17 protein-coding genes and 1 pseudogene are annotated in these 22,285 nt (G+C 66.1%); 11 read left to right on the top strand and 7 right to left on the bottom strand.

Annotation, left to right across the window (positions count from 1 at the left end):
• Positions 1 to 191: pseudogene (locus AC3A35_RS27010) on the bottom strand (haloacid dehalogenase type II); the annotation flags it as partial.
• Positions 192 to 467: 276 nt separating this feature from the next.
• Entirely contained in the window at positions 468 to 1,952 is a 1,485-nt protein-coding gene (locus AC3A35_RS27005) for an aldehyde dehydrogenase family protein (RefSeq protein ID WP_487439645.1), read from the bottom strand.
• Between the two features lie 264 nt (positions 1,953 to 2,216).
• Between AC3A35_RS27005 and AC3A35_RS27000 the strand changes: the two genes are divergently transcribed.
• The 7 genes from AC3A35_RS27000 (at position 2,217) to AC3A35_RS26970 (ending at position 10,324) form a co-directional block, all read left to right on the top strand.
• Positions 2,217 to 3,077: a GNAT family N-acetyltransferase gene (locus AC3A35_RS27000; protein ID WP_487439644.1), complete on the top strand. Its 861-nt coding sequence runs from the start codon at positions 2,217 to 2,219 to the stop codon at positions 3,075 to 3,077.
• 19 nt (positions 3,078 to 3,096) lie between these two features.
• Positions 3,097 to 4,023 (top strand): 2-hydroxyacid dehydrogenase, encoded by a 927-nt coding sequence (locus AC3A35_RS26995; RefSeq protein WP_487439643.1) that lies wholly within the window; start codon positions 3,097 to 3,099, stop codon positions 4,021 to 4,023.
• Positions 4,024 to 4,163: 140 nt separating this feature from the next.
• Positions 4,164 to 5,786, top strand: a complete 1,623-nt coding sequence (locus AC3A35_RS26990; RefSeq protein ID WP_487439642.1) for a methyl-accepting chemotaxis protein — start codon at positions 4,164 to 4,166, stop codon at positions 5,784 to 5,786.
• Between the two features lie 235 nt (positions 5,787 to 6,021).
• Complete coding sequence (locus tag AC3A35_RS26985) at positions 6,022 to 7,401, top strand: aminotransferase class III-fold pyridoxal phosphate-dependent enzyme (RefSeq protein WP_487439641.1); 1,380 nt, start codon at positions 6,022 to 6,024, stop codon at positions 7,399 to 7,401.
• A gap of 97 nt (positions 7,402 to 7,498) precedes the next feature.
• Positions 7,499 to 7,996 (top strand): Lrp/AsnC family transcriptional regulator, encoded by a 498-nt coding sequence (locus tag AC3A35_RS26980; RefSeq protein ID WP_487439640.1) that lies wholly within the window; start codon positions 7,499 to 7,501, stop codon positions 7,994 to 7,996.
• A gap of 211 nt (positions 7,997 to 8,207) precedes the next feature.
• Positions 8,208 to 9,302, top strand: coding sequence for a tartrate dehydrogenase (locus AC3A35_RS26975; protein WP_487439639.1), 1,095 nt, complete (start codon positions 8,208 to 8,210; stop codon positions 9,300 to 9,302).
• Between the two features lie 32 nt (positions 9,303 to 9,334).
• Positions 9,335 to 10,324, top strand: a complete 990-nt coding sequence (locus tag AC3A35_RS26970; RefSeq protein WP_487439638.1) for a M14 family metallopeptidase — start codon at positions 9,335 to 9,337, stop codon at positions 10,322 to 10,324.
• Between the two features lie 244 nt (positions 10,325 to 10,568).
• Here AC3A35_RS26970 and AC3A35_RS26965 read toward each other — a convergent pair whose 3' ends face one another.
• Positions 10,569 to 11,036 carry an Lrp/AsnC ligand binding domain-containing protein gene (locus AC3A35_RS26965; RefSeq protein ID WP_487439637.1) on the bottom strand — a complete coding sequence of 156 codons (468 nt, stop codon included), beginning with the start codon at positions 11,034 to 11,036 and terminating at the stop codon, positions 10,569 to 10,571.
• A gap of 103 nt (positions 11,037 to 11,139) precedes the next feature.
• Between AC3A35_RS26965 and AC3A35_RS26960 the strand changes: the two genes are divergently transcribed.
• Positions 11,140 to 12,471 (top strand): D-amino acid dehydrogenase, encoded by a 1,332-nt coding sequence (locus tag AC3A35_RS26960; protein ID WP_487439650.1) that lies wholly within the window; start codon positions 11,140 to 11,142, stop codon positions 12,469 to 12,471.
• A gap of 25 nt (positions 12,472 to 12,496) precedes the next feature.
• On the opposite strand, the gene AC3A35_RS26955 is transcribed toward AC3A35_RS26960, so the two are convergent.
• The gene (locus tag AC3A35_RS26955) at positions 12,497 to 13,159 is read right to left on the bottom strand and encodes a pseudouridine synthase (RefSeq protein WP_487439636.1); all 663 of its coding nucleotides are present in this window, start codon (positions 13,157 to 13,159) and stop codon (positions 12,497 to 12,499) included.
• Positions 13,160 to 13,333: 174 nt separating this feature from the next.
• Here AC3A35_RS26955 and AC3A35_RS26950 point away from each other — a divergent pair, with 174 nt between their 5' ends.
• Together AC3A35_RS26950 and AC3A35_RS26945 are read left to right on the top strand one after the other, a co-directional pair.
• On the top strand, positions 13,334 to 16,387 hold the full coding sequence (locus AC3A35_RS26950; protein WP_487439634.1) for an EAL domain-containing protein: 3,054 nt from the start codon (positions 13,334 to 13,336) through the stop codon (positions 16,385 to 16,387).
• Between the two features lie 131 nt (positions 16,388 to 16,518).
• Positions 16,519 to 17,121: a nucleotidyltransferase family protein gene (locus tag AC3A35_RS26945; protein ID WP_487439633.1), complete on the top strand. Its 603-nt coding sequence runs from the start codon at positions 16,519 to 16,521 to the stop codon at positions 17,119 to 17,121.
• Between the two features lie 45 nt (positions 17,122 to 17,166).
• Here the strand turns inward: AC3A35_RS26945 and AC3A35_RS26940 are convergent, their stop codons facing one another.
• The 3 genes from AC3A35_RS26940 to AC3A35_RS26930 all read right to left on the bottom strand — a co-directional run bounded on the left by AC3A35_RS26940 (position 17,167) and on the right by AC3A35_RS26930 (position 20,954).
• Positions 17,167 to 18,186, bottom strand: coding sequence for an XdhC family protein (locus AC3A35_RS26940; RefSeq protein WP_487439632.1), 1,020 nt, complete (start codon positions 18,184 to 18,186; stop codon positions 17,167 to 17,169).
• Between the two features lie 87 nt (positions 18,187 to 18,273).
• The gene (locus tag AC3A35_RS26935) at positions 18,274 to 20,484 is read right to left on the bottom strand and encodes a xanthine dehydrogenase family protein molybdopterin-binding subunit (RefSeq protein ID WP_487439631.1); all 2,211 of its coding nucleotides are present in this window, start codon (positions 20,482 to 20,484) and stop codon (positions 18,274 to 18,276) included.
• A gap of 11 nt (positions 20,485 to 20,495) precedes the next feature.
• Positions 20,496 to 20,954, bottom strand: coding sequence for a (2Fe-2S)-binding protein (locus tag AC3A35_RS26930; protein ID WP_487439630.1), 459 nt, complete (start codon positions 20,952 to 20,954; stop codon positions 20,496 to 20,498).
• 126 nt (positions 20,955 to 21,080) lie between these two features.
• On the opposite strand from AC3A35_RS26930, the gene AC3A35_RS26925 reads away from it, so the two are divergent.
• Positions 21,081 to 22,034 (top strand): LysR family transcriptional regulator, encoded by a 954-nt coding sequence (locus tag AC3A35_RS26925; RefSeq protein ID WP_487439629.1) that lies wholly within the window; start codon positions 21,081 to 21,083, stop codon positions 22,032 to 22,034.
• Positions 22,035 to 22,285 lie beyond the last annotated feature (251 nt).

The following is a 22,285-nucleotide window of genomic DNA, read 5'->3' as shown; positions in this document are numbered from 1 at the left end:
AGCTGGTCGTACGGCCTCCAGTCGCCCATCACCTCGTCCAGGCGGTAGCGCGCGAAATCGGTCGTGAACTGGGCCATGTTTTCCGGAGCGATGCGGTCGGCAAAAAGCTCGCGCGCCACCTCGGCCATCTGGAAGTTGATCAGGGTGCCGTAGCAATCGAAGCTGATGTACTTGGGCCGCAGGCTGCTCATGTGTCTACTCCTGTATTGGGCGGGAATTTTCTGCGTTGGGGTCTCGATCGACCCGGGGTCGGCCGCACGTCGAGAAGGGCTTGAACTGCCGGGACTCTCTACGTTTGCTGCTTCCGTGTATTCATTACATCACTCGACCGATAGATTTAATTTCGTTCTCGCTTGCTCGCTTCACACATTCGTCGGTACTGGTGCCGATCTGCAGCACGTTTTGCCGTGTTTCTTTCGGGGCCGGCCGGCGGGCGGAAAACCGTGCCGCGGACCGTTCCGAGGGGCCTATGCAGCGTCGTCCGCGAAATCGATCAGTACGGTCTTGGTGTGCAGATTTGCCTCATAGGCGTGACGTCCCAGGTCCTTGCCGATGCCCGAACGCTTGTAGCCGCCGGTGGGCAGCGCGAAGTCCCAGCTGCGGCCGTAGCGGTTGACCCATACGGTGCCTGCCTCGAGGCCGCGTGCGAAGCGCAACGCGCGGTTGATGTCGGCGGTGTGCACGCCGGCGGCGAGGCCGTACGACGGGTGGGCGGCGAGCCGCATCCCCTCGTCGTCGTCGTCGAAGGTCTGTACCGTGAGCACCGGTCCGAAGATCTCGTCGCGTACGGCGTCCATGCCCATGTCTACGTTGGCGAGGATGGTCGGCTGGTAGAACGCACCGCCACTGTTCTCGGCGATGCTGTGTCCGCCGGTGACAACCTGGCCGCCCTGCTCGACGGTCGCGCGCACGATGCCGTCGATGCGCTTCATCTCGCGCGCGGAAATGATCGGCGACAGCGTGGTTGAAGGGTTCCAGGTCGGCCCGGGCACCAGCTCGGCGAATGCGCCGGCGATCCGCTCGACGAGCTCGTCGGCGATGGCGCGCTGCACGATCAGACGCGAGCCGGCCACGCACACCTGGCCGGCGTTGGTGCTGATGGCCTGCGCCACCCGGCGCGCCACCTTGTCGACGTCGGCCACGTCGGCGAAGACCACCTGCGGGCTTTTTCCGCCGAGCTCCAGCGTCACCGGTTTGATGCCGCTCTCGGCGCAGGCGGCCATGATGGCGGCGCCGGTGCGGGTCGATCCGGTGAAGGTGACCTTGGCAATGTGCGGATGGCGGCACAGTGCATCTCCGGCCCGGCCGTCGCCGTGCACGATGTTCAAGATCCCCGGCGGTATGCCGGCGGCGATGGCAAGTTCGGCCAGGCGCACGATCGAAAACGGGGTCATCTCCGAGGGTTTCAGTACGACGGCGTTGCCGGCGGCCAGCGCGGGCGCGATCTTCCAGGAGGCCATCACCAGCGGGAAGTTCCACGGCGCGATGGCGCCGATCACGCCGTAGGGCTCGGTCACCGTCATGCCAAGCTGGTCGCGTTGGGTCGGCACCACCTCACCACCGCACTTGTCGGCGAATTCCGCGAAGAAGCGGATGCCCTCGGCGCAGAACGGCACGTCCCACTGTGTGGCGTTATGGATCGGGCGGGTGGAGCCGGCCGCTTCCAGGAGGGCGAGGGTGGCCACATCGGCCTCGATGAGATCCGCCCAGCGGCGCATGATGCGGGCCCGGTCGCGCGGGGCGCAGGTCGCCCAGTCACTTTCCTTGAACGCGCGCCAGGCGTCTTCGACCGCGTGGTCGACCAGGTCGGCATCGGCCAGCGGCAGCGCCGCGTACACGTTGCCGTCGGACGGCCGGCGGACGTCCATGGATTCGCGAGCGACGCCGACGGCGCGCCCTCCGATGAAATGCGTGCTCGGCACGGCAATTGTGCTGGGGTCGTACTGCTTCATTGCGATTCCTCTTGATTGTCTCGTCGTTGCCCGCTCGCCGCGTTGGCGACCGGACGCTCACTCCCGCACCATCATAGGGATGGACCCCGAGGAGGAGCTGCCGTGAGCCGCTGTGCAGCCGGCAGGATCTGCGCTTGTTTTCGGCGAGGCGGACGTTTCTGCCGAATATCGCGTGCGCCGTGTTTGATGCGCCAGGCGGCAAGAACGTCCTATCAATCGTGAGCGCCGTCTGCGACATTGGGCCGACACTTATAGGAGGCTTTCATGACCACTCCCAGCACCGAACTTCAAATCGAATATCGCCGCATGATGGAGGGCGACCTGCCAGCCGCCCATGCGCTTTCCCAGGCTGTACGTTGGCCGCATCGGCTCGAGGACTGGCAGTTCGTCCATCGCCTCGGAACCGGATTCGTCGCCGAATGCGAGGGAAAGGTCGTCGGCACCGCGCTGTGCTGGGCATTTGGTAGGGACCACGGCTCGCTCGGCATGGTGATCGTTTCCCCCGACGCGCAAGGCAAGGGCATCGGGCGGGAGCTGATGGACCGTGTGCTCCAGGAACTCGGCGGGCGCAGCACGCTGCTGAACGCCACGCCGGCGGGCCAGCCGCTCTACGAGCGCCTCGGCTTCGTCGCGACCGGCCACGTGCATCAGCACCAAGGCACGGTGTTCGAACCGGGGATGGCCGTGCCGCCCGCGGGCGAGCGCATCCGCCCGATCGGCGCGAGCGACGGCCCCAAGCTGGCCCGTCTCGCAAGCCGGGCGCTCGGCATGCCGCGTGCCACGGTGCTCGACGCGTTGCGGAAGGCGGCCGACGGTGTGGTGATCGACAGCGGCGGCGAGCCGGTGGGTTTCGCCTTTCAGCGCCGTTTCGGCCGCGGCTACGCGATCGGGCCGGTCGTTGCGCCAGACGCGGAGCGGGCCAGGGCCCTCATCGGCCATTGGCTGGGCGTGCGTGCCGGCGCCTTCGTGCGCATCGACGTCCATGAATCCAGCGGCCTCGGCCCGTGGCTGGCCGAACTGGGTCTGGAACATGTCGAGACGGTGATTACCATGGTGCGCGGCGAGTCGCCCCATGCGGACGAGGGGGTACGCCAGTTCGCCATCCTCAACCAGGCCCTGTGCTGAACCATTCCGGAGCGACCTGATGACGTTTCTCTACAAGGCCGATCCGGTGCGCGGTGCCGATTGGGCGAAGCTGTTCGCCGATCATGCACCCGGCATCGATTTCCGCATCTGGCCCGATATCGGCGACCCCTCCGCAGTGCGCTATCTCGCCGCTTGGGAGCCCCCGGAGAACCTGGCGGAGGCGTTTCCCAACGTGGAAGTCGTGTTCTCGGTGGGGGCCGGCGTCGACCAGTTCGATTTTGGACGCATCCCCGCCGAAGTGCCGGTGGTGCGCATGATCGAATCGGGGCTGGTCGCCGGCATGGTCGAATACGCCACGCTGGCCGTGCTGGCCGCCCACCGCGATTGGCTCACTTACGCCGCACAGCAACGCGAAGGCGTGTGGAATCCGGTCCGGGTGCGCACCGCGGGCTCGCGTCGGGTCGGCGTGCTCGGCATGGGCGTGCTCGGCCAGGCGGTGCTCGCGAAACTGCAGGGTTTCGGCTTCCAGTGCGCGGGCTGGAGCCGGACCCTGCGCCAGCTGACAGGCGTCGAGATCTACGCCGGGGAAGAAGGCATGCACACCTTACTCGCGCGCACCGACATCCTCGTCTGCCTGCTGCCGCTCACGGACGCGACGCGGGGAGTGCTCTCGCGCGCCCTTTTCGAGCGGCTGCCGTTGGGCGCGGTGCTCGTCAATGTGGGGCGGGGCGGCCACCTGGTGGAGCAGGACCTGCTCGACACCCTTGATAGTGGGCGCCTGTCGGCGGCGATCCTCGACGTCTTCGACACCGAGCCGCTGCCACCGGGTCACCCTTTCTGGCGCCACCCGCGCATCATGGTCACGCCGCACATCGCGAGCATGACCCAGCCCGAGACCGCCGTGGAGGCAGTACTGGAAAACCTCCGGCGCCACCGCGAGGGGCTCCCGCTGATCGGCCTGGTCGACCGCGCCCAGGGTTATTGACGCCCAACCGCAGGGATTGGGCGGCCGCAACCCGACCCGGACGAAGCGGCGGAATCCCGGAGGCGGGTTCGAAGCCCTGCGCTTCCCGCTGCCCGCGGCCTGCATCCGGGCTACGAATCCACCAAGCGTCCTCTCTAAGAATGAAAAACTGGAAAATCCGTTACCGGCTGTTTGCGCTGGCCCTGGTGTTGATCGGCTTCATCGTGCTGACGGCGGGGATCGGCCATTTCGGCATGAACTCGACCGTGCAGGGCCTGGAGCGGGTGTACGTGGACCGCGTGGTGCCCTTGCGCAGTCTGAAAGTCATCGCCGACATGTATGCGGTGAATATCGTCGACGCGTCGCACAAGGCACGTGAGGGCCATCTCCCGTACCAGGCGGCGCTGGGCCTGGTGCAGGAAGCCGAGACGACGATTGCCGAGCATTGGAGTGCGTACACGAGCGGGCGGCTGTCGTCCGCGGAGCGCGCCGTGGTCGGGCGACTCGGCGCGATGATGGTGGCGGCCGACGCGCACTTGCAGTCGCTCAAGAGGATCCTCAAGCGGGGCGACCCGGAGGCGCTCTCCGTCTTCACCACCCACCAGCTCTATCCGCTGGTCGATCCGTTCTCCGATGCATTCGCGCAGTTGATCGACATCCAGTTGGCCGAAGCGAAGCGCGAGTATGAGTCTGGCCGCGAAACTTTCCAGGCGAGCCTGATTGCCAACGTCGTGGTCGCGGTCCTGGCGGTGATCATAGGCGCCGCGCTGGCGGCGGCGATGACTCGCCAGATCGCCGCACAGCTCGGGGCCGAGCCGCGCGACCTGGATCTCGTCGCGACGGAGATCGCCGGCGGCCGCCTGGCCGGTACCGCGGGATCCGGTACGGCGCCGATCGGGGTGATGGCCTCGATCGAGCGCATGCGGACGAATCTGCGCGAAGTGGTCGGTCAGATCGCGGGCGGAGCGGGGCGCCTCGGGAGTAACGCTGCGCAGCTCGCTGCGGCGTCCGGGCAGGTGATCGAACGCACCGCAATGCAGGGTGAGGCGAGCGCATCGATGGCCGCGGCGCTTCAGCAGCTTTCGGTGAGCATCGCCCAGATTGCCGACCACGCCGATGAGGCACAACGGGTCGCCGTCCATGCGAACCAGGCGGGTGAGGCCGGGCTGGGGGTGATCCGCGCGGCGGCCGACGAGTTCGAACGCATCGACAGGCTGGTGGACGACAGCGCGCGCCGCATGGCGCGTCTCGGCGAGGACTCGGACAACATCGGCAAGATCGGCATGGTCATTCGCGAAATTGCGGAGCAAACCAATCTGCTGGCGCTGAATGCCGCCATCGAGGCAGCACGCGCTGGCGAGCAGGGGCGTGGTTTTGCGGTGGTTGCAGACGAAGTGCGCAAGCTCGCGGAACGTACCTCGATGTCCACCGGCGAGATCGTCAAGCTCGTCACGACGATACAGGATGGAACCCGGGGCACGCGGGAACAGATGGAAGTGGTATGCGCACAGGTCGTGCAGGGCAAGCATCATATTCTCGAGGTCGGCGATACGATGACCGGGATCCGGGCCGCGATCGCGCGGACGCTGGAGAACGTCGAATCGATCTCGCACTCGCTCGGCGAGCAGCGCAAGGCGAGTACCGAGGTGGCCTCCCGGATCGAACAGGTGGCTCAATCGGTGGCGGAGACTTCGTCTACGCAAAAGGAGGTCGGCCTCGCAGCGCACGACCTGCGCGACCTTGCCATGCAATTGAACGCGACGGTGGCGCGCTTCGCACTTTGAGCCTGCTCGAACCGGGGTAAGGGGCTTGCACGGGCGGGTGCAGAACAAACTGCCGAATCGACCGCGTTTTCGGGATATCCGCATATCTGCGCCCCGGCTGTCGAAATCAATCGCCGCGGACTCATGGCTAACATGAACACATCGCCAGAGCCGCTGCGCCGCTCATCGAAATCATGACGGATGACTGCGCTTCCTGGCTGCGGCGCATTCCAACCTCGATAACGGCAGGCAGACCATGCACATAGACTCTCTCATCGCACTCGATCGCGACCACCTCATTCACCCCGTCGTCAACTACCGGACCCATGAGCGGCGCGGCGTGGCCGTGCTCGAATCCGGCCGCGGTGCCTACCTCACGGACAGCAACGGCAAGGAACTCCTCGACGCGTTCTCCGGACTCTGGTGCGTAAACGTCGGTTACGGCCACGAGAGCATCGTGCGCGCAGCAGAGGAGCAGATGCGCCGCCTGCCGTACGCGACCGGCTACTTCCATTTTGGCTCCGAGCCCGCGATCCGGCTCGCGGCAAAGCTGGTCGAGCTTGCACCGCCGTCGCTGCGCAAGGTCTATTTCACCCTCGGCGGCTCTGATGCGGTGGATTCCGCGATCCGCTTCATCGTTCATTACTACAATGCCCTGGGCAAACCCGAGAAAAAGCACTTCATCACCGTTGAGCGTGGATACCACGGCTCCTCGGCGCAGGGGTCGGGTCTCACCGCCATCCCCGCGTTCCACCGCAACTTCGATGTGCCGCTGCCCACCCAGCACCGGATCCCGTCTCCCTATCCCTACCGCAACCCGGTGGGCGACGATCCGGAGGCGATCATCAATGCCTCGGTGGCTGCGCTGAAAGACAAGGTGCAGGAGATCGGCCGCGACCGCGTCGCCGCTTTCTTCTGCGAGCCGGTACAGGGCTCCGGCGGCGTGATCGTGCCGCCGAAGGGCTGGCTCAAGGCGATGCAGGACGCGTGCCGCGAGCTCGGTATCCTGTTCGCGGTGGACGAGGTGATCACCGGCTTCGGGCGGACCGGCCCGCTCTTCGCGTGCGAGCCGGAAGGCGTAACGCCTGATGTGATGACGGTGGCAAAGGGGCTCACCGCAGGCTACGCCCCGATGGGTGCGGTGCTGATGAGCGATGCGATCTACCAGGCGATCGCCGAGGCGGGCGGCACCGATCTGCCGGTGGGTCACGGCCACACCTATTCGGCCCACCCGGTGAGCGCGGCGATTGCATTGGAAGTGCTGCGCCTCTACGGGGAGGGCGGGCTGGTGGAGAATGGCATCAGCCACGGACCCCGTTTTGCGCAGGGGCTGCGCGCCCTGCTCGATCACCCGCTGGTGGGCGATGCGCGTAGCCGTGGCCTGCTGGGCGCGCTCGAACTGGTCGCCGACAAGAAGACCAAGGCGCGCTTCGAGCCCGGGCTGAAGCTTGCCGACCGCATCTTCGATGCAGCCTATGGTAATGGCATCATCTTCCGCGCTTTCGGGGACAATGTGCTGGGCTTTGCTCCGGCCCTGTGTTACACCCGCACCGACTTCGAGCTTCTGTTCGAGCGGGTCCGGCGTACGCTGGATATGGTCCTCGATCAGCCCGACGTGCGCAGCGCGTTGAGCTAAAGCGGCGGCACCGTGGCGTACGGTTCTGGTACGTCGCGGTGCAGGCTGCTATCATTGAGCGCGTATATAACGAAATATATAGCGAAGACCCCTTGAAATGATGAGCGGCGCCGCCAAGCTGGACCGGATCGATCTGCGTATCCTCTCCCATCTCCAGCGCAATGGGCGCACCGCCAATGTCGATCTCGCCGACGCGGTCGGGCTGTCGCCCAGCCCGTGCCTGACCCGCGTCAAGCGCCTGGAAAAGGCAGGCTACATCGTCGGCTACGGCGCACACGTCCAGCTCGAGAAGCTGGGGCCGGTACAGATGGTATTCACCCAGGTCACCCTGTCCGACCACCGCCGGGAAGACTTCATCAAGTTCGAGTCATACATTCGCAACGTGGACGAGATCGTCGAGTGCCACCTGGTGAGCGGCGGCTTCGACTATCTGCTGAAGTTCGTGACCCGCAGCGTGGTGCATTACCAGAGCATCGTCGAGGACCTCCTGGAGCAGCGGATCGGTATCGACAAGTACTTCAGCTTCATCGTGATCAAGTCCCCGATCGTGAAGGACTTCTATCCGATCGAGAAGCTCTTCTCCTCGCAGTCCTGAGCGCGCGTCGGCACAAGCTTCCGAACCACCCCTCAAGAACGCGCGATCCTGCGACCGCGACGTCCCCTTACGAAAGTTTGCACTGTCCTCCCGTGGCTAAGATGAGGTCACTGCGACGGCTTTCCGGCCGCGCCGAACTCGGGGCAGGCCGCATCCATCCCGCGCGCCGCGTTCCCGTCACCTGTTACCCCAACAACGAGGCGCTTCGTACATGGATTCTTCATTCAGGATTGCCGTCATTCCCGGCGACGGCATTGGCAAGGAAGTGATTCCGGAAGGTCTGCGGGTGCTCGACCGCGCAGGCGAGCTGTTCGGCATCTCGCTCGAGTACCGGCACATCGAGTGGGCAAGCTGCGACTACTATCTGCAGACCGGAAAGATGATGCCCGACGACTGGAAGGCGCAACTCGCGGACGTCGATGCGATCTATTTCGGCGCCGTCGGCTGGCCGGAGACGGTGCCCGACCACATCTCGCTGTGGGGTTCGCTGCTCAAGTTCCGGCGCGAGTTCGACCAGTACATCAACCTGCGTCCGGCGCGCCTCTTCGACGGCGTGCCGTGCCCGCTCGCCGGCCGTGCCGCGGGCGACATCGACATGCTGATCGTGCGCGAGAACACCGAGGGGGAGTACACCGCGGTGGGCGGCATGATGTTCGAGGGCACCGAGCGCGAGGTGGTGATGCAGCAGTCGGTCTTCACCCGGCACGGCACCGAGCGCGTGCTGCGCTTCGCCTTCGAGCAGGCTCGCCAGCGTGCGCGCAAGCACGTGACCGTGGCGACCAAGAGCAACGGCGTGGCGGTGAGCATGCCCTGGTGGGACGCGCGTGCGGCCGAGATGGCGGAGCAGTTCCCCGACATCACCTGGGACAAGCAGCATATCGATGCCCTGTGTGCGCGCTTCGTGCTGCAGCCGCAACGTTTCGACGTGGTGGTCGCGTCCAACCTGTTCGGCGACATCATCTCGGACCTCGGCCCCGCCTGCACCGGCACGCTCGGTCTCGCGCCCTCGGCCAATCTGAACCCCGAACGCCGCTTCCCGTCGCTCTTCGAGCCGGTGCACGGTTCCGCCCCCGATATTTACGGAAAGAACATCGCCAACCCGATCGGTGCGATCTGGTCGGGCGCGATGATGCTCGACTTCCTGGGCAAGAGCGAAGGCGCCGGCCGGCGCGCGCACGACGCGATCCTGGGCGCCATCCAGAAGGTCCTGAAGGAAGGGCCGCGCACCGGCGACCTGGGGGGCAAGGCCTCGACCACCGAGATGGGCCAGGCCATCGCCGCCGCCCTTCAGGCGCAGGCCGATTGAGTCTGTCGCCAAACCCGCACTGGAACACGATCATGCAGACATCCAAGCAGAGCGCCGGGACGGCACCCGGCGGGCACTATCCGATCGAGCTCGAATTCCCGGACATCCGTGCCTATGCCGACGGCAATGCCGGCATTCCCTACGTGTTCACCTACGATAGCGGCGTACCCGGCCCGCATGTGATGGTGAACGCGCTCACCCACGGCAACGAGGTGTGCGGCGCCATCGTGGTGAAGGAGCTCCTCGAGCTCGGCATCCGCCCGCGCCGCGGCCGCCTTACGCTGGCCTTTGCCAACGCCGCCGCCTACGAGCGTTTCGATGCGGCCAATCCCGATGCCTCGCGCTTCGTCGATCAGGATCTCAACCGGGTATGGACCGCGGCCATCCTGGACGATCTTTCCCGCGACTCGGTCGAGCTGCGCCGCGCGCGCGAGCTGCGCCCGCTCATCGACCAGGCGGATTTCCTCCTCGACCTGCACTCCATGCATGAGCGCAGCGCGCCGCTGTCGGTATGCGGACCGCTGGAGAAGGGGCGGGCACTTGCGCGTGCGCTGGGCACGCCGGCGTGGGTGATCTGCGACGAGGGCCACCCCGAGGGGCGCCGAATGCGCGACTACGCCGGTTTCGGCGATCCGGCGAGCCCGAAGAACGCGCTGCTCATCGAGTGCGGGCAGCACTGGGAGGCGGGCGCGGCCGACGTCGGCCGCGAGGTGACCGGCGGCTTCCTCGTCCTGCACGATGTCATCGACGCGGCCGACCTGCCGCGCGGCTGGCTGCGCCGTCCCGAGTCGGGCCAGAAGGTGGTACGGGTGACGGAGCCGATCGTCGCCTCGAGCCGCGATTTTCACTTTGCCGGAGATTACACGGGCCTCGAAACCTTTCCGGATGCGGGGGCCGTCATCGCCTGGCGCGACGGCGAACCAGTGCGAACCCCCTATCCGAATTGCGTGCTGGTGATGCCCTCGCTGCGGCAACTGCGCCCCGGCGTCACGGTGGTTCGGCTTGGGGAATTACTCGCATGAGCGGCGATACTACTCGGAACAGGCGTTGACGATTCCACAGCCCGGACGGTGCCCTGGCCTTCTTCCGCGGGTTGGGGCGGGCTCTGGCTTCAGGCGGCGTTTGTCATGTCCCGGAAAGTCTGCGGTCGATTACCTCCTGCGGCGATAGAAGTCGAGGACGCCGACGGAACTGCAGGGGCGTCCGGCGGCTTTTCGGATCAGGCGTCCGGTTGCCGTGGCTCCATCCCCATTCGAGCGGGTGGTTTCAGACGGCCACATCCACGATGAGCGACTCCTTCAGCTCTTCCATCACCACATAGCTTCGTGACTCCGCTGCAGCGGGAAGTTGCGTCAGCAGATCACCGAGCAGTCTGCGGTATTCGCTCATCTCGCCGATCCGGGCTTTGATCAGATAGTCGAAGTCGCCCGACACCAGGTGACACTCCATGACCTCGGGAATCTGAATCAGTTCTTTCCGGACGCGCTCGAACATTTCTCCCGATCGTGCCGACAGCTTGATCTCGACAAACACCAGCAGCTTCTTGCCGAGTGCCTGCGGATTCACCCGGGCGTGATAACCGGTGATCACACCATCGCGTTCGAGGCGGCGAACCCGCTCGGTACACGCGGTCACGGACAGGCCGACCTGTTGCGCCAGTTCGGTCATCGAGATGCGGCCGTTTGACTGCAGCACACCAAGGATTTTGCGGTCGATGCGATCGAGGTCGCGCATTTCACTACTCCTGCAAAGCGTGGCGGGCGGGAACCGTGAATTTCACTGAAAGGGTGGCCAAGTTTAGTGCCTTTACCTGCTCAAGTGGTCCTAACCTAGCGCTATTGAATCATTCGAGCAGCAGGAGAAGATCATGCGCGTTCTAGTGCTCGGCAGTGGCGTCATCGGCACCACTACCGCCTATTACCTGGCCCGCGCCGGTGCCCGGGTCACCGTGGTCGACCGTCAGCCAGCGCCGGCCATGGAGGCCAGCTTTGCCAACGCCGGCCAGGTATCACCAGGCTATTCCACCCCCTGGGCCGCACCGGGGATTCCGTTGAAGGCGCTGAAGTGGTTGTTCCAACGTCATGCACCGTTGGCAATCCGCGCCGACGGCAGCGTGTTCCAGCTGCGCTGGATGCTGGCGATGCTGCGCAACTGCACTGCCGACCGTTATGCGGAAAACAAGTCACGGATGATGCGGCTGTCCGAATATAGCCGCGACTGCCTGCGTACCCTGCGCAGCGAAACCGGGCTGCATTACGAGGAGAGGAGCAAAGGCACGCTGCAGCTGTTCCGCACCGAGGCGCAGGTCGAGGCCGCGAGGCGCGACATCCGGGTGCTCGAGGAATACGGCGTCCCGTATGAACTGCTCGACCGCGCAGCGCTGAACCGTGCCGAACCGGCACTTGCACTCACCGCCGCGCAACTTGCCGGCGGACTTCGCCTGCCCAACGACGAGACCGGAGACTGCCAGCTCTTTACCACCCGGCTTGCTGCCATGGCGCGCGAACTCGGTGTCGAGTTCCGCCTGGAGAGCCCGGTGAGCGAGATTCTGACCGGCGGCGAAGGCGTGATTGGCGTCCGCACCGCCGACGGGATTATCGCCGCCGACCGTTATATCATGGCCCTGGGCAGCTACAGCCGCGACCTGCTCAAACCGCTGGGGCTGGACCTGCCGGTCTATCCGGTCAAGGGGTATTCGTTGACGATCCCGCTATCGAACCCCGATGCGGCGCCGGTCTCGACGGTGCTCGACGAGACCTACAAGGTGGCGATCACCCGCTTCGACGAGCGCATCAGGGTAGGGGGGATGGCGGAACTGGGGGGCTTCGATCTCGAACTGAACCCGCGTCGGCGCGACACCCTCGCCATGGTGGCGACAAGCCTGTTCGGCGGCTGCGGAGACATCGCCGCAGCGACGTTCTGGACCGGCCTCAGGCCGATGACGCCCGACAGCACGCCCATCGTGGGTGCAACGCCCTATCCGGACCTGTTCCTCAATACCGGACACGGAACCCTTGGCTGGACCATGGCGTGCGGATCGGCGCAGCTGCTGGCCGATCTGGTGACCGGGCGCCAGACTGCGATCCGCCACGACGACCTTGCACTCGCCCGCTACCAGGGTTCCCGTGCAGACGGACGCGGTCGGGTGCGCCTGCAACCGGTCGCATGATGCGCCGTTGATACGACTTGCCTGCTCAGAACGGCGCCGCAGACGAGAACCGGAGTGGTGCTCCGGTTTCGGGGTGCGCCAGGGCAAGCCGTGTCGCGTGCAGCAATAGCCGTCCTGCCTTTTGCAGCGCCGTCGGTGTGGCATAGAGCAGGTCGCCGAGTATCGGGTGGCCGCGCGACATCAGATGGACGCGCAGTTGGTGGGAGCGTCCGGTCACCGGCTCGAGCTCCACGCGGGTGGTGTCGGCTGCGGCATCGTGGCCCACCACGCGGTAACGGGTCACCGAGCGTTTGCCGAGCTCGAAATCGACCTTCTGCAGCGGACGGTTCGGCCAGTCGGCGATCAAGGGTAGATCGATTTCGCCGATGCCTGGAGCCAGTAAACCATCGACCACGGCAATGTAGCTTTTCTCGACCTCGCGGTTCTGGAACGATAGACTTAGCTGTCGATGCGCACCTTTGCTGCGTGCCAGCACCATCAATCCGGAGGTCTCCATGTCCAGCCGGTGCACGATCAGCGCATCCGGAAAATCCGCCTGTACCCGCGACGCTAGGCAGTCGGACTTGTCGGCCCCACGCCCCGGTACCGACAGCAGGCCCCCGGGCTTGATCACCACGATCAGCGCCGGGTCGACATGCAGGTAGGTCAACGGCACATACGGCGGAGCGAGGTAGGGTGCAGCTGACATGCGGCGAACGGCGTCCTGTAGACGGTGGCGATGGCGGGATTGTCGCCGGGTGCCGGTCATCGGGCAAATGCAGGGGCGGAAAGTAGAACCACGGCCGCAGAATTTCTCCCGGTTGCATTGGTCTATAAAGGAAGATAGCGCACGCCCGACATGTCGAGCGGCAAGGGTGACAAGGTGAAGAGGACCCTTCAAAGCAGTTCCCTGTCGCGACCCAAGGACAACAAGCAGATCAGGGTCGCGTGGGAGCGTTTTCTCAGCGGAGAAGACTATTCGTCCGTCGGCGTCCTGAGGCCCACCATCGACGACTCATGGCGGCGATGCGTGGTGTGCCGTGTCGACCCGGCGCGCAATCCGGCGCGTCTCGAACTCGACAGGGCCGGCTTGGAGGCACTTCGCAAACGGCACGAGCGGCTCGTTTCGGCAAGCGCGCCATTCATGGTTCAGTCGCGCGGGCTGCTCGCGCAGAGCGGAACCGTCATGGTGCTGACCGACCCCGAGGGGACGATCCTCGACGTGGAGGGCGACCAGCGCGCCCGCGACGCGATCGAGCGGATCCGCCTGATTCCGGGCGCATGCTGGAACGAATCCATCGTCGGCACCAACGCCATCGGCACCGCGCTGCTGCTGCGCCAGCCGATGCAGGTGCATGCCTCCGAGCACTTCTGCGAGGAGATCCACAAGTGGAGTTGCTCGGCAGCGGTTATCCGCGATCCGATCGACGGCGCGATACTCGGCGCCCTCGACATCTCCGGTCCGAGCGCCACCTGCAACCAGCACAGTCTTCCGCTCGCGGCAATGACTGCCGAGAGGATCGAGAATCAGCTCGCCCAGATGGAACGGGAACGACGGCTCGAGTTGCTCGAATCGACGATGCAGCGGCTTGGGTGCGGCGACGGTGTCATCGTGTTCGATTGCCGCGGCAATCTGGTGCGGGCCAATGACAGGGCCGCGCCGGCGCTGGCCGCATGGGGCGTGTTCCTGACCCTCGGTACGCGGCTGCCGGTACGCGACTCGGCCGGTACTCCACCTGCGCCTGAGGCGTTGCCCGAGTGGCTGCTCGCGAATCGGGTCGAATCGGTACTGCGCGGCAGCAGACTGCTCGGCTTCGTCCTCACGATGCCGATGCTTCCGGCCGTTTCGGCCCGCTCCCCGGCCGTGGTGACCGAGTGTTCCGTTGGGCGCGAAGCGGTCGCGATGGCGGGGCCGCGCGAAGCGCTGCTGTCGACGATGCTCGACCAATCCGCTTCGGTTGTTTTTCTCAAGGATCTGGCCGGGCACTACGAATTCGTCAATCGAAGCTTCGAGGATCTGTTCCGACTGAAATCCGCGGATGTCCTTGGACGAACCGATGCTCAGGTATTCGATGCGGAGCTTGCGCGGATGCTGCGCGCGAAGGATCTCGAAGCGATCGGCAAGGCGACGAGTTGCGAATCGGTCGATGAGCTCACGCTCGACGGCCGCACCGTCTGGCTGGGTGCGGTGCGCTTCCCGATTCGCGACGGCAGCGGGACGATCCGATCGATCTGCACCCAGGCCAGCGAAGTCGACAAACCGCGCGCCACCGGGCGCGATCCCGGTTCGGCCCTGACGATGGCGGATCCACCCGACGAAGGCGTCATGGTCACCGATGCGGATGGCCGCATCCTTACCGTCAATGCCGCCTTCACCCAGATTACCGGCTATACCCTGGAGGATGTCGCCGGCAAGTCGCCGCGCCTCCTTCAGTCCGGCCTCCACGCCAGAGAATTCTACGAACGCATGTGGCGCAGTCTCGCCGACCGCGGATGCTGGCAGGGAGAAATCCAGAATCGGCGCAAGAATGGCGAGATATTCCCCGAGTGGCTGACGATCTATTCGATCAGGAGCGGCGACGGCGCGATCCAGAACCACATCGCGATCTTCGGCGACAACAGCGCGACGCGGACCTCGCAGCAGCACATCGAGTTCATGAAGGGTCACGACGGACTGACCGGGCTACCGAACCGCCAATTATTGATGGAGCGCCTCAAGGACTGTGTGGAGGAAGCCGGGCAACTCGGGGATCCCCTTGCGGTCATGCTGATCGGTCTCGACAATTTCAGGGACATCAACGACTCGCTCGGCCATGACCTCGGCGACCGGCTGCTGCAGCAGGTCACCGAACGGCTGCGTCGCTGCCTGTGCGACGCCCACACGATTGCCCGCCTCGGTGGAAACGACTTTGCGATCGTCATGAGGGGGGCGGCGTCCGAGGAGCTTCACCGATTGGCGGCCAACACGCTCGATTACCTCTCGGCCTCGTTCTGTGTCGGCGTCACCGAACTGTTCGTCACCACCAGCCTCGGCATCAGCCTCTTTCCCGACGACGGTGATACGGCGGCGGTGCTCCTCAGCAAGGCCGATACGGCCATGCACAGCGCGCGAAAGGAGGGCCGCAACCGCTACCAGTTCTTCGCCGAGGAGATGAACCTCCGCCTACTCCAGCGCTTGTCGCTCGAAAGCGGGCTGCGTGCGGCGATCGAGCATGATCGCTTCCGTGTCGTCTACCAGCCGCAGGACGATCTCCTCACCGGCGCGATCGTCGGCGCCGAAGCGCTGCTGCGCTGGACCGATCCGGCACTTGGAGAAGTTTCGGCGGCGCGCTTCATTCCGGTTGCCGAAGACGCCGGCATGATGGTGGCGATCGGCGATATCGTGCTCGCCAAGGTCCTTGCCCAGATCGCGCTATGGCGCCGGCAGGGGCTGAACCTGCCAAGAATCTCGATCAACGTCGCCGCTCAGCAGATGCGCGAACCGCAATTCGTCGAACACGTGTGCGAACTGCTCGCGGAGCAGGGCGTTCCGCCGGAGGCGATATGTCTCGAGCTCACCGAAGGGACGCTGATGGCCGATCTCGACGAGACCAGCCGGATCCTGTCGCGCATGACCGAGCGTGGCATTTCGGTGAGTATCGACGACTTCGGCACCGGCTATTCGTCGCTCGCCTATCTCAGTCGCTTGCCGATCCAGGAGCTGAAGGTCGATCAGAGCTTCATCCGCACGATCGCGGACGAAGCCGGCAACCGCTCCATCACCACCGCGATCATCGACATGGCCCATGCGCTGGGCATGACCGTATTGGCGGAGGGGATCGAGACCGGCGCCCAGCTGCAGATCCTGAAAGACAAGCACTGCGAGATCGGGCAGGGCTATTATTTCCATCGTCCGCTGAGCACGGCAGCCTTCGAGAGACTGTTGCAAACGGCGTAGGGGTCGAGTTCCATGGCGGGCATCGAGCCGCGGCAGGGCGACTGGCAGGGGCCCTCATCGACGCGCACAGCATGGCGTGCTAGCGTCGACGCCCGACCGCCGTCCGCGCGCACCGCGACACCTGCCAGATCATGACCGACCCCGTCCCGGAGCTTCGTTCGCCACCGCAGGGCATTTTGCTTGCAGCCGGTCTCGGCCGGCGGTTCGACCCCGAGGGACGGCGCGACAAACTGCTCGAATCGCTTGCCGACGGTCGTCCGGTGCTGTGGCACAGTGCCCGTCACCTGTGCGAGGCCTTGCCGGGCAGCATTGCGGTGATCCGTGCCGGCCAGGCCGAGCGGCGTCGCGTGCTCGAAGATGCCGGTTGTTCCGTGCTGATCGGCGCGGACGCGGAGGAGGGCATGGGCAAGGCACTGGCGCTTGCGGTCGCGGCCACCGCCGATGCCGCGGGATGGCTGGTGGCGCTGGGCGACATGCCGTGGCTCACCCCCGAGCTGATCCGTGAGGTGGCGCGGGCACTGGACCGTCCCGATGCGGTGGCAGCACCCTATTTTCTGGATCGGCGCGGCCATCCCGTCGCCTTCGGTGCGGCTTGGGGCGGGCGACTGGCGCGCCTGGAGGGCGACAGCGGTGCCCGGACGCTGCTGCAGACGGCCGACATCCGGCGGGTCGCCTGCATCACCGCCAACATCATCCGCGACGTCGACCTGCCTGCGGACCTGGATGCCGGCTGAGCGGCGGGAGACGGCCCTTCGGTCGGCCCGCCGCCCTGCCGCTCCTCACACCCGGCAACTGCTCAGCGTGTCCGCCGCAACGTCGAGCAAGGCCTTGGCCTCGGCCACCGGCAGCACACGCTCGGGCGCGACACCGTTTTTCACCGCCACGAGCTCTGCGGCGATCGATACCGCGATCTCACCCGGAGTGCGGCTGCCGATATAGAGCCCGGCCGGCCCACGCAGCGCGGCCACCTGGTTCTCGCTGAGGTCGAATTCGCGCAGGCGCTCGCGGCGGACTGCGTTGTTGCGTCGCGAGCCGAGCGCGGCGACGTAGAAGGCCGGCGAGCGCAGCGCTTCCATCAGCGCCAAGTCGTCCAGTTTGGGGTCGTGGGTGAGCGCGATCACCGCAGTGCGTGCGTCCGGCCGCATCGCGATCACCACGTCGTCGGGCATCTCATGGGTCAGCGTGGTGCCGGGCACCGTCCATTCCTCGTACCATTCCTCGCGCGGGTCGCACACGGTGACGGCGAAGTCCAGGCCGTGCGCGATGCGGGCGAGGCTGGCCGATAGCTGGCCGGCGCCGATCAGCAGCAGGCGGTAGCGCGGGCCGAACACGCTGGTGAGCACTTCGCCGTCGAACGCCAGGCCCTGCTCCGGGTGAGCGGTGGCGAGCGTGGCCACGCCGCTGCCGAGCACGAGGCGGCGCTCGACCAGTTCGCCGGCGGTCAGCCGGTCGAGCAGCGCGGCCAGCGCTGCCGGATCGGCCAGCGGTTCGAGCACCAGCTCCATGGTGCCGCCGCAGGGCAGGCCGAAGCGGCGCGCATCCTCGGCGCCGACACCGTAGCTCACCAGCTGCGCGTGGGTCGGCATGCCTTCGCCGCGCAGGCGGTGGATCAGGTCGTCCTCGATGCAACCGCCGGACACCGACCCCACTGCGCGGCCGTCGTCGCGCAGCGCCAGCAGCGCGCCGGGCGGGCGCGGCGACGAACCCCAGGTGCGGACCACGGTCGCGAGCAGCACCCGTCGACCATCGGCCAACCATGCATGCGCACGCTGCAGTACTTCCAGATCCAGACTATCCATGCCTTTTCCCCAATTGTTCATGGCCCCGGGCGAGCCGCGGGCGGTCGAGTGTGCCACCCGCGGTCCCGAACCGACTCGCGCCCCGACTCAGGCCTTGAGCTGATCGCCGATCGGCAAGGTGCGGATGCGCTTGCCGGTGGCGGCGTAGAGCGCATTGGCCAGCGCTGGTGCCAGCGGCGGCACCCCCGGTTCGCCGACGCCGGTGGGCTTTTCCGCCGAAGGCACGATGTGCACCTCGACCGCCGGCATCTCGTTGATGCGCAGCACCGGGTAGTCGTGGAAGTTGGACTGCTCGACCTGGCCGTCCTTGAGCGTGATCGCGCCTGTCAGTGCGGCCGCGAGAGCAAAGCCGATACCGCCTTCCATCTGCGCGCGAATCACGTCCGGATTCACCGCGACGCCGCAATCCACCGCGCACACGACCCGGTCAACCTTGAAGCTGCCGTCGGCTGCCACCGTGGTTTCGACGACCTGGGCGACGAAGCTGTTGAAGGATTCGTGCACCGCCACACCGCGTCCGCGCTTCGCCCCCGTGGCCGGTACCAGCGGCTTGGTCCAGCCGGCCTTGTCGGCCGCGAGCCGGAGCACGCCGGCATGGCGCGGATGGGCGGCGAGCAATCCGAGCCGGTAGTCCACCGGATCGGCGCCGACGGCGTTGGCGAGTTCGTCGATGAACACTTCGGTGGCAAAGCCGGTGTGGGTGGAGCCGACCGAGCGCCACCACTGCACCGGAACCTTCACCGTGGCATTGGTGGTATGCAGGTCGACGTCGAGGTTGGGAATCGCGTAGGGCAGGTTGCTTGCCCCTTCTACCGAGGTCGCGTCCACACCGTCCTTGACCATCGCCGCCTCGAACGGCGAACCGGTGATGATGGACTGGCCGACGATGCGCTGCGCCCACGCCAGCGGCCGGCCCTGCGCGTCGAGCGCGGCGCGCACCCGATGCAGGTAGGCGGGACGGTAATAGCCGCCACGCATGTCGTCCTCGCGCGACCACACCAGCTTCACCGGCGCCCGGGCGCCGATCGCCTTGACGATATGGGCGGTCTCGACCAGATAGTCGGACTGCGGGTTGGCGCGGCGGCCGAAACTGCCGCCGGCATACAGCATGTTGAGCTTCACCTGCTCGGGCTTCAGGCCCAGGATCGCCGCGATCGAGCCCTGGTCCACGGTCTGGAACTGCTCGCCGTTCCACACTTCGCAGCCGTTCGCGTCGACCCGCATCACGCAATTGAGCGGTTCCATCGCCGCATGGGCGAGATAGGGGAAGGCGAACTCGGCTTCGAACACCTTCGTCGCCTGTGCCAAAGTGCCTTCGGCATCGCCGTCGCGGCGCGCCACCGCGCCCGGCGTGGCGGCGAGTTTGCGGTAGTCGGCAAGAAGCTGTTCCGAGCTTCCGCGCCATGCCGTCGCATCGTCCCAGTCCACCTTGAGCGCATCGCGGCCCTTCTTCGCGGTCCAGTAATCACCGGCGAGCACCGCGACACCGGAAGGGATGCGCACGACATCGGTCACCCCGGACACCGCACGTGCGGCCTTGTCGTCCACGCCGCGCACGGTGGCGCCGAAGCGTGGCGGATGGGCGACTACAGCGACCAGCATCCCGGGCAACTTCACGTCCTGGGTGAACAGGGCGCGGCCGGTGGTCTTGTCCACGCTGTCCTTGCGCGGTACGTGCTTGCCGATGAACTTGAAGTCCTTCGGATCCTTCAGCGTTACCGCTGTGGGTACCGGCAGACCCGCGGCAGCCTCGGCGAGCTCGCCGAAACGGGCGCTGCGTCCGCTCTTCGGGTGGCTCAGCACGCCCGCGCTGACGCTGATCTCGGCAGCCGGCACCTGCCAGCGGGCGGCTGCCGCCTCTACCAGCATCGCCCGCGCCGCTGCACCCGCCTGGCGCAGTTGCTCGAAGGAGTTGGCGAGCGCAGTGCTGCCGCCGGTGCCCTGGGTCGGGCCCCAGAACAGGTTGTTGTAGCGTCCGGCATCGGCCGGCGCACCTTCGACCACGACCTGCGCCCAGTCGGCGTCCAGTTCCTCGGCGACCAGCGTCGCCAGGCCGGTGTAGGTGCCCTGACCCATTTCGAGGTGCTTGGCGAGCACGGTCACCGTATTGTCGGCGCCGATGCGGACGAAGGCATTGGGCGCGAACGCGACTGCACCCTGTGGCCCGCTCCCTGCAATCCCGGGGCCGGCAATCCCCGGATTGTCCGCCCGCGCCGCCGGCAGGACCAGGGCGAGGGTGAGGCCGGCACCGCTCTTGAGGAAGTCGCGGCGGGAAAGGTTCTCGATCCGTGTGTTCATGTCGCGCTCCCTCAGGCCAGAGTCCTGGCGGCTTCGTGAATGGCCGCGCGGATGCGGACGTAGGTGGCGCAGCGACACAGATTGCCGCTCATCGCGGCGTCGATGTCGGCGTCGGTCGGCTTCGGCGTGGTCGCAAGTAGCGCCGCCGCCGACATGATCTGGCCGGACTGGCAGTAGCCGCACTGGACCACGTCCAGTTTCTGCCAGGCTGCCTGCACCGCCTTGCCGATGCGGGCATCGCCGATCGCTTCGATGGTGGTCACCTGCTTGCCGGCCACCGCCGACAGCGGCGTGGAACAGGAGCGGGTCGGTGCGCCGTCGACGTGCACCGTGCACGCGCCACAAAGCGCCATGCCGCAACCGAATTTGGTGCCGGTCATGTCGAGCCCGTCGCGCAGGACCCATAGTAGCGGCGTATCGTCGGGCAGCTCGGTGTTTACCGGCTTGCCGTTGAGGGAGAAGGCAGTCATCGGGCATCTCCTTGGGGGAAGAGGGGGGCTGAAAGCGGGAAGCGGTCGCCGGACTCGGCCTGCGTACCGATAGTGCAGCTTAGTCGTAAAATCTTTTAAGATCGACGTGTTAATGATGGATGAGTCATGAAGCCAGCCTTAAGAATTGACCCCTCACTGCTACCGTCGCTGGCCGCCTTCGAATGCGTGGCCCGCCATGCCAGTTTCAGCCGCGCCGCAGCAGAGATGGGACTTTCCGCGTCGGCCCTTTCGCAGTCGATGCGCACTCTGGAGCAGCGGCTGGGGGTACGCCTGCTGGCGCGCACCACGCGTCGGGTCGGGCTGACCGAGGAGGGTGCCCATATCGTGGACCGGGTCCGCCGTGGACTGGGCGAGCTCGACGACGCACTCGGCGCGCTCGAGGAGACCCGCGGCCAGCCGGGCGGGATCGTCCGGATCAACCTGTCGCGGATGGCCTATGCGAGTCTGTTTGCACCACACATCGTCAGCTTCTCGGAGCGCTTTCCCGGCGTCGGGCTGGAGTTTGCGCTCGACGACGGTCTGGCCGACATTGTCGCGGAGGGCTTCGATATCGGCGTACGCCTGGGCGGCAACATCGAGGCCGACATGGTGGCGGTGCCAATCGGCCGCCCGTTGCGACTGGTCACGGTCGCAACACCGGGCTATTTCGCCCGGCGGCCGCCACCGCATTCGCTGGAAGCACTCGCCGAGCACGATTGCAGCCGCTTCCGTTACATCACCAGCGGCCGCCTGGCGCGGTGGGACTTCCGCCGCGATGGCCTTCCGGTTGAAGTCGAAGTGAAAGGGCGTTTCGTCGTCAACGACCTCGAGGCCGAACTACATCTGGTACGCAGCGGTCTGGTCCTCGCACAGGTGATGGAATCGATGGTCGCGGACGAGATCTGCGACGGCCGACTGGTAACTGTGCTCGACGAGTTCGCCAGCGAAGTGGGGAGGGCACATCTGTACTTTCCGAGCACCGCGCAGATGCCGACCCGACTGCGCGTCTTCATCGATCATTTCCAGGCGGAAAATGCCGACGACGACCCGGATCGTCGACACCCCGCGGCACAAGGGTGACGTCTCGATGGTCGCACTCGAGCCGATGAGCGACCGGAATACTCCAAGAGCTGCCTGAAGCCCACAGGCCGGATCAGCTATGGCGGACCTCCGGAGCTGCATCGCACGCTGAGCAGGCTATCGCCTTGGTGGTACGGCTCAGCACGGATGCATCGGAATATGCCATTGGAGGCTGCACTGGCTGTTGCCGGCAGCATTCCAGAGTACTATCCTGACACTCGACATCAGCTCGCTATCGGGTTCCCGCGCGG

It is taken from the genome of Azoarcus sp. Soil_N_20 (assembly GCF_057656155.1).
The sequence above is the reverse complement of the archived record's forward strand: the minus strand, read 5'-3'. Positions and strand labels throughout refer to the sequence as shown.

What these genes read in the sequence shown, in the direction of transcription:
- AC3A35_RS26980 (WP_487439640.1), top strand. Translation starts at nt 7,499, where the DNA reads ATGATGAGCGGCGCCGCCAAGCTGGACCGGATCGATCTGCGTATCCTC.
- AC3A35_RS26990 (WP_487439642.1), top strand. Translation starts at nt 4,164, where the DNA reads ATGAAAAACTGGAAAATCCGTTACCGGCTGTTTGCGCTGGCCCTGGTG.
- AC3A35_RS26995 (WP_487439643.1), top strand. Translation starts at nt 3,097, where the DNA reads ATGACGTTTCTCTACAAGGCCGATCCGGTGCGCGGTGCCGATTGGGCG.
- AC3A35_RS27005 (WP_487439645.1), bottom strand. Translation starts at nt 1,952, where the DNA reads ATGAAGCAGTACGACCCCAGCACAATTGCCGTGCCGAGCACGCATTTC.
- AC3A35_RS26985 (WP_487439641.1), top strand. Translation starts at nt 6,022, where the DNA reads ATGCACATAGACTCTCTCATCGCACTCGATCGCGACCACCTCATTCAC.
- AC3A35_RS26930 (WP_487439630.1), bottom strand. Translation starts at nt 20,954, where the DNA reads ATGACTGCCTTCTCCCTCAACGGCAAGCCGGTAAACACCGAGCTGCCC.
- AC3A35_RS26940 (WP_487439632.1), bottom strand. Translation starts at nt 18,186, where the DNA reads ATGGATAGTCTGGATCTGGAAGTACTGCAGCGTGCGCATGCATGGTTG.
- AC3A35_RS27000 (WP_487439644.1), top strand. Translation starts at nt 2,217, where the DNA reads ATGACCACTCCCAGCACCGAACTTCAAATCGAATATCGCCGCATGATG.
- AC3A35_RS26955 (WP_487439636.1), bottom strand. Translation starts at nt 13,159, where the DNA reads ATGTCAGCTGCACCCTACCTCGCTCCGCCGTATGTGCCGTTGACCTAC.
- AC3A35_RS26935 (WP_487439631.1), bottom strand. Translation starts at nt 20,484, where the DNA reads ATGAACACACGGATCGAGAACCTTTCCCGCCGCGACTTCCTCAAGAGC.
- AC3A35_RS26965 (WP_487439637.1), bottom strand. Translation starts at nt 11,036, where the DNA reads ATGCGCGACCTCGATCGCATCGACCGCAAAATCCTTGGTGTGCTGCAG.
- AC3A35_RS26945 (WP_487439633.1), top strand. Translation starts at nt 16,519, where the DNA reads ATGACCGACCCCGTCCCGGAGCTTCGTTCGCCACCGCAGGGCATTTTG.
- AC3A35_RS26925 (WP_487439629.1), top strand. Translation starts at nt 21,081, where the DNA reads ATGAAGCCAGCCTTAAGAATTGACCCCTCACTGCTACCGTCGCTGGCC.
- AC3A35_RS26975 (WP_487439639.1), top strand. Translation starts at nt 8,208, where the DNA reads ATGGATTCTTCATTCAGGATTGCCGTCATTCCCGGCGACGGCATTGGC.
- AC3A35_RS26970 (WP_487439638.1), top strand. Translation starts at nt 9,335, where the DNA reads ATGCAGACATCCAAGCAGAGCGCCGGGACGGCACCCGGCGGGCACTAT.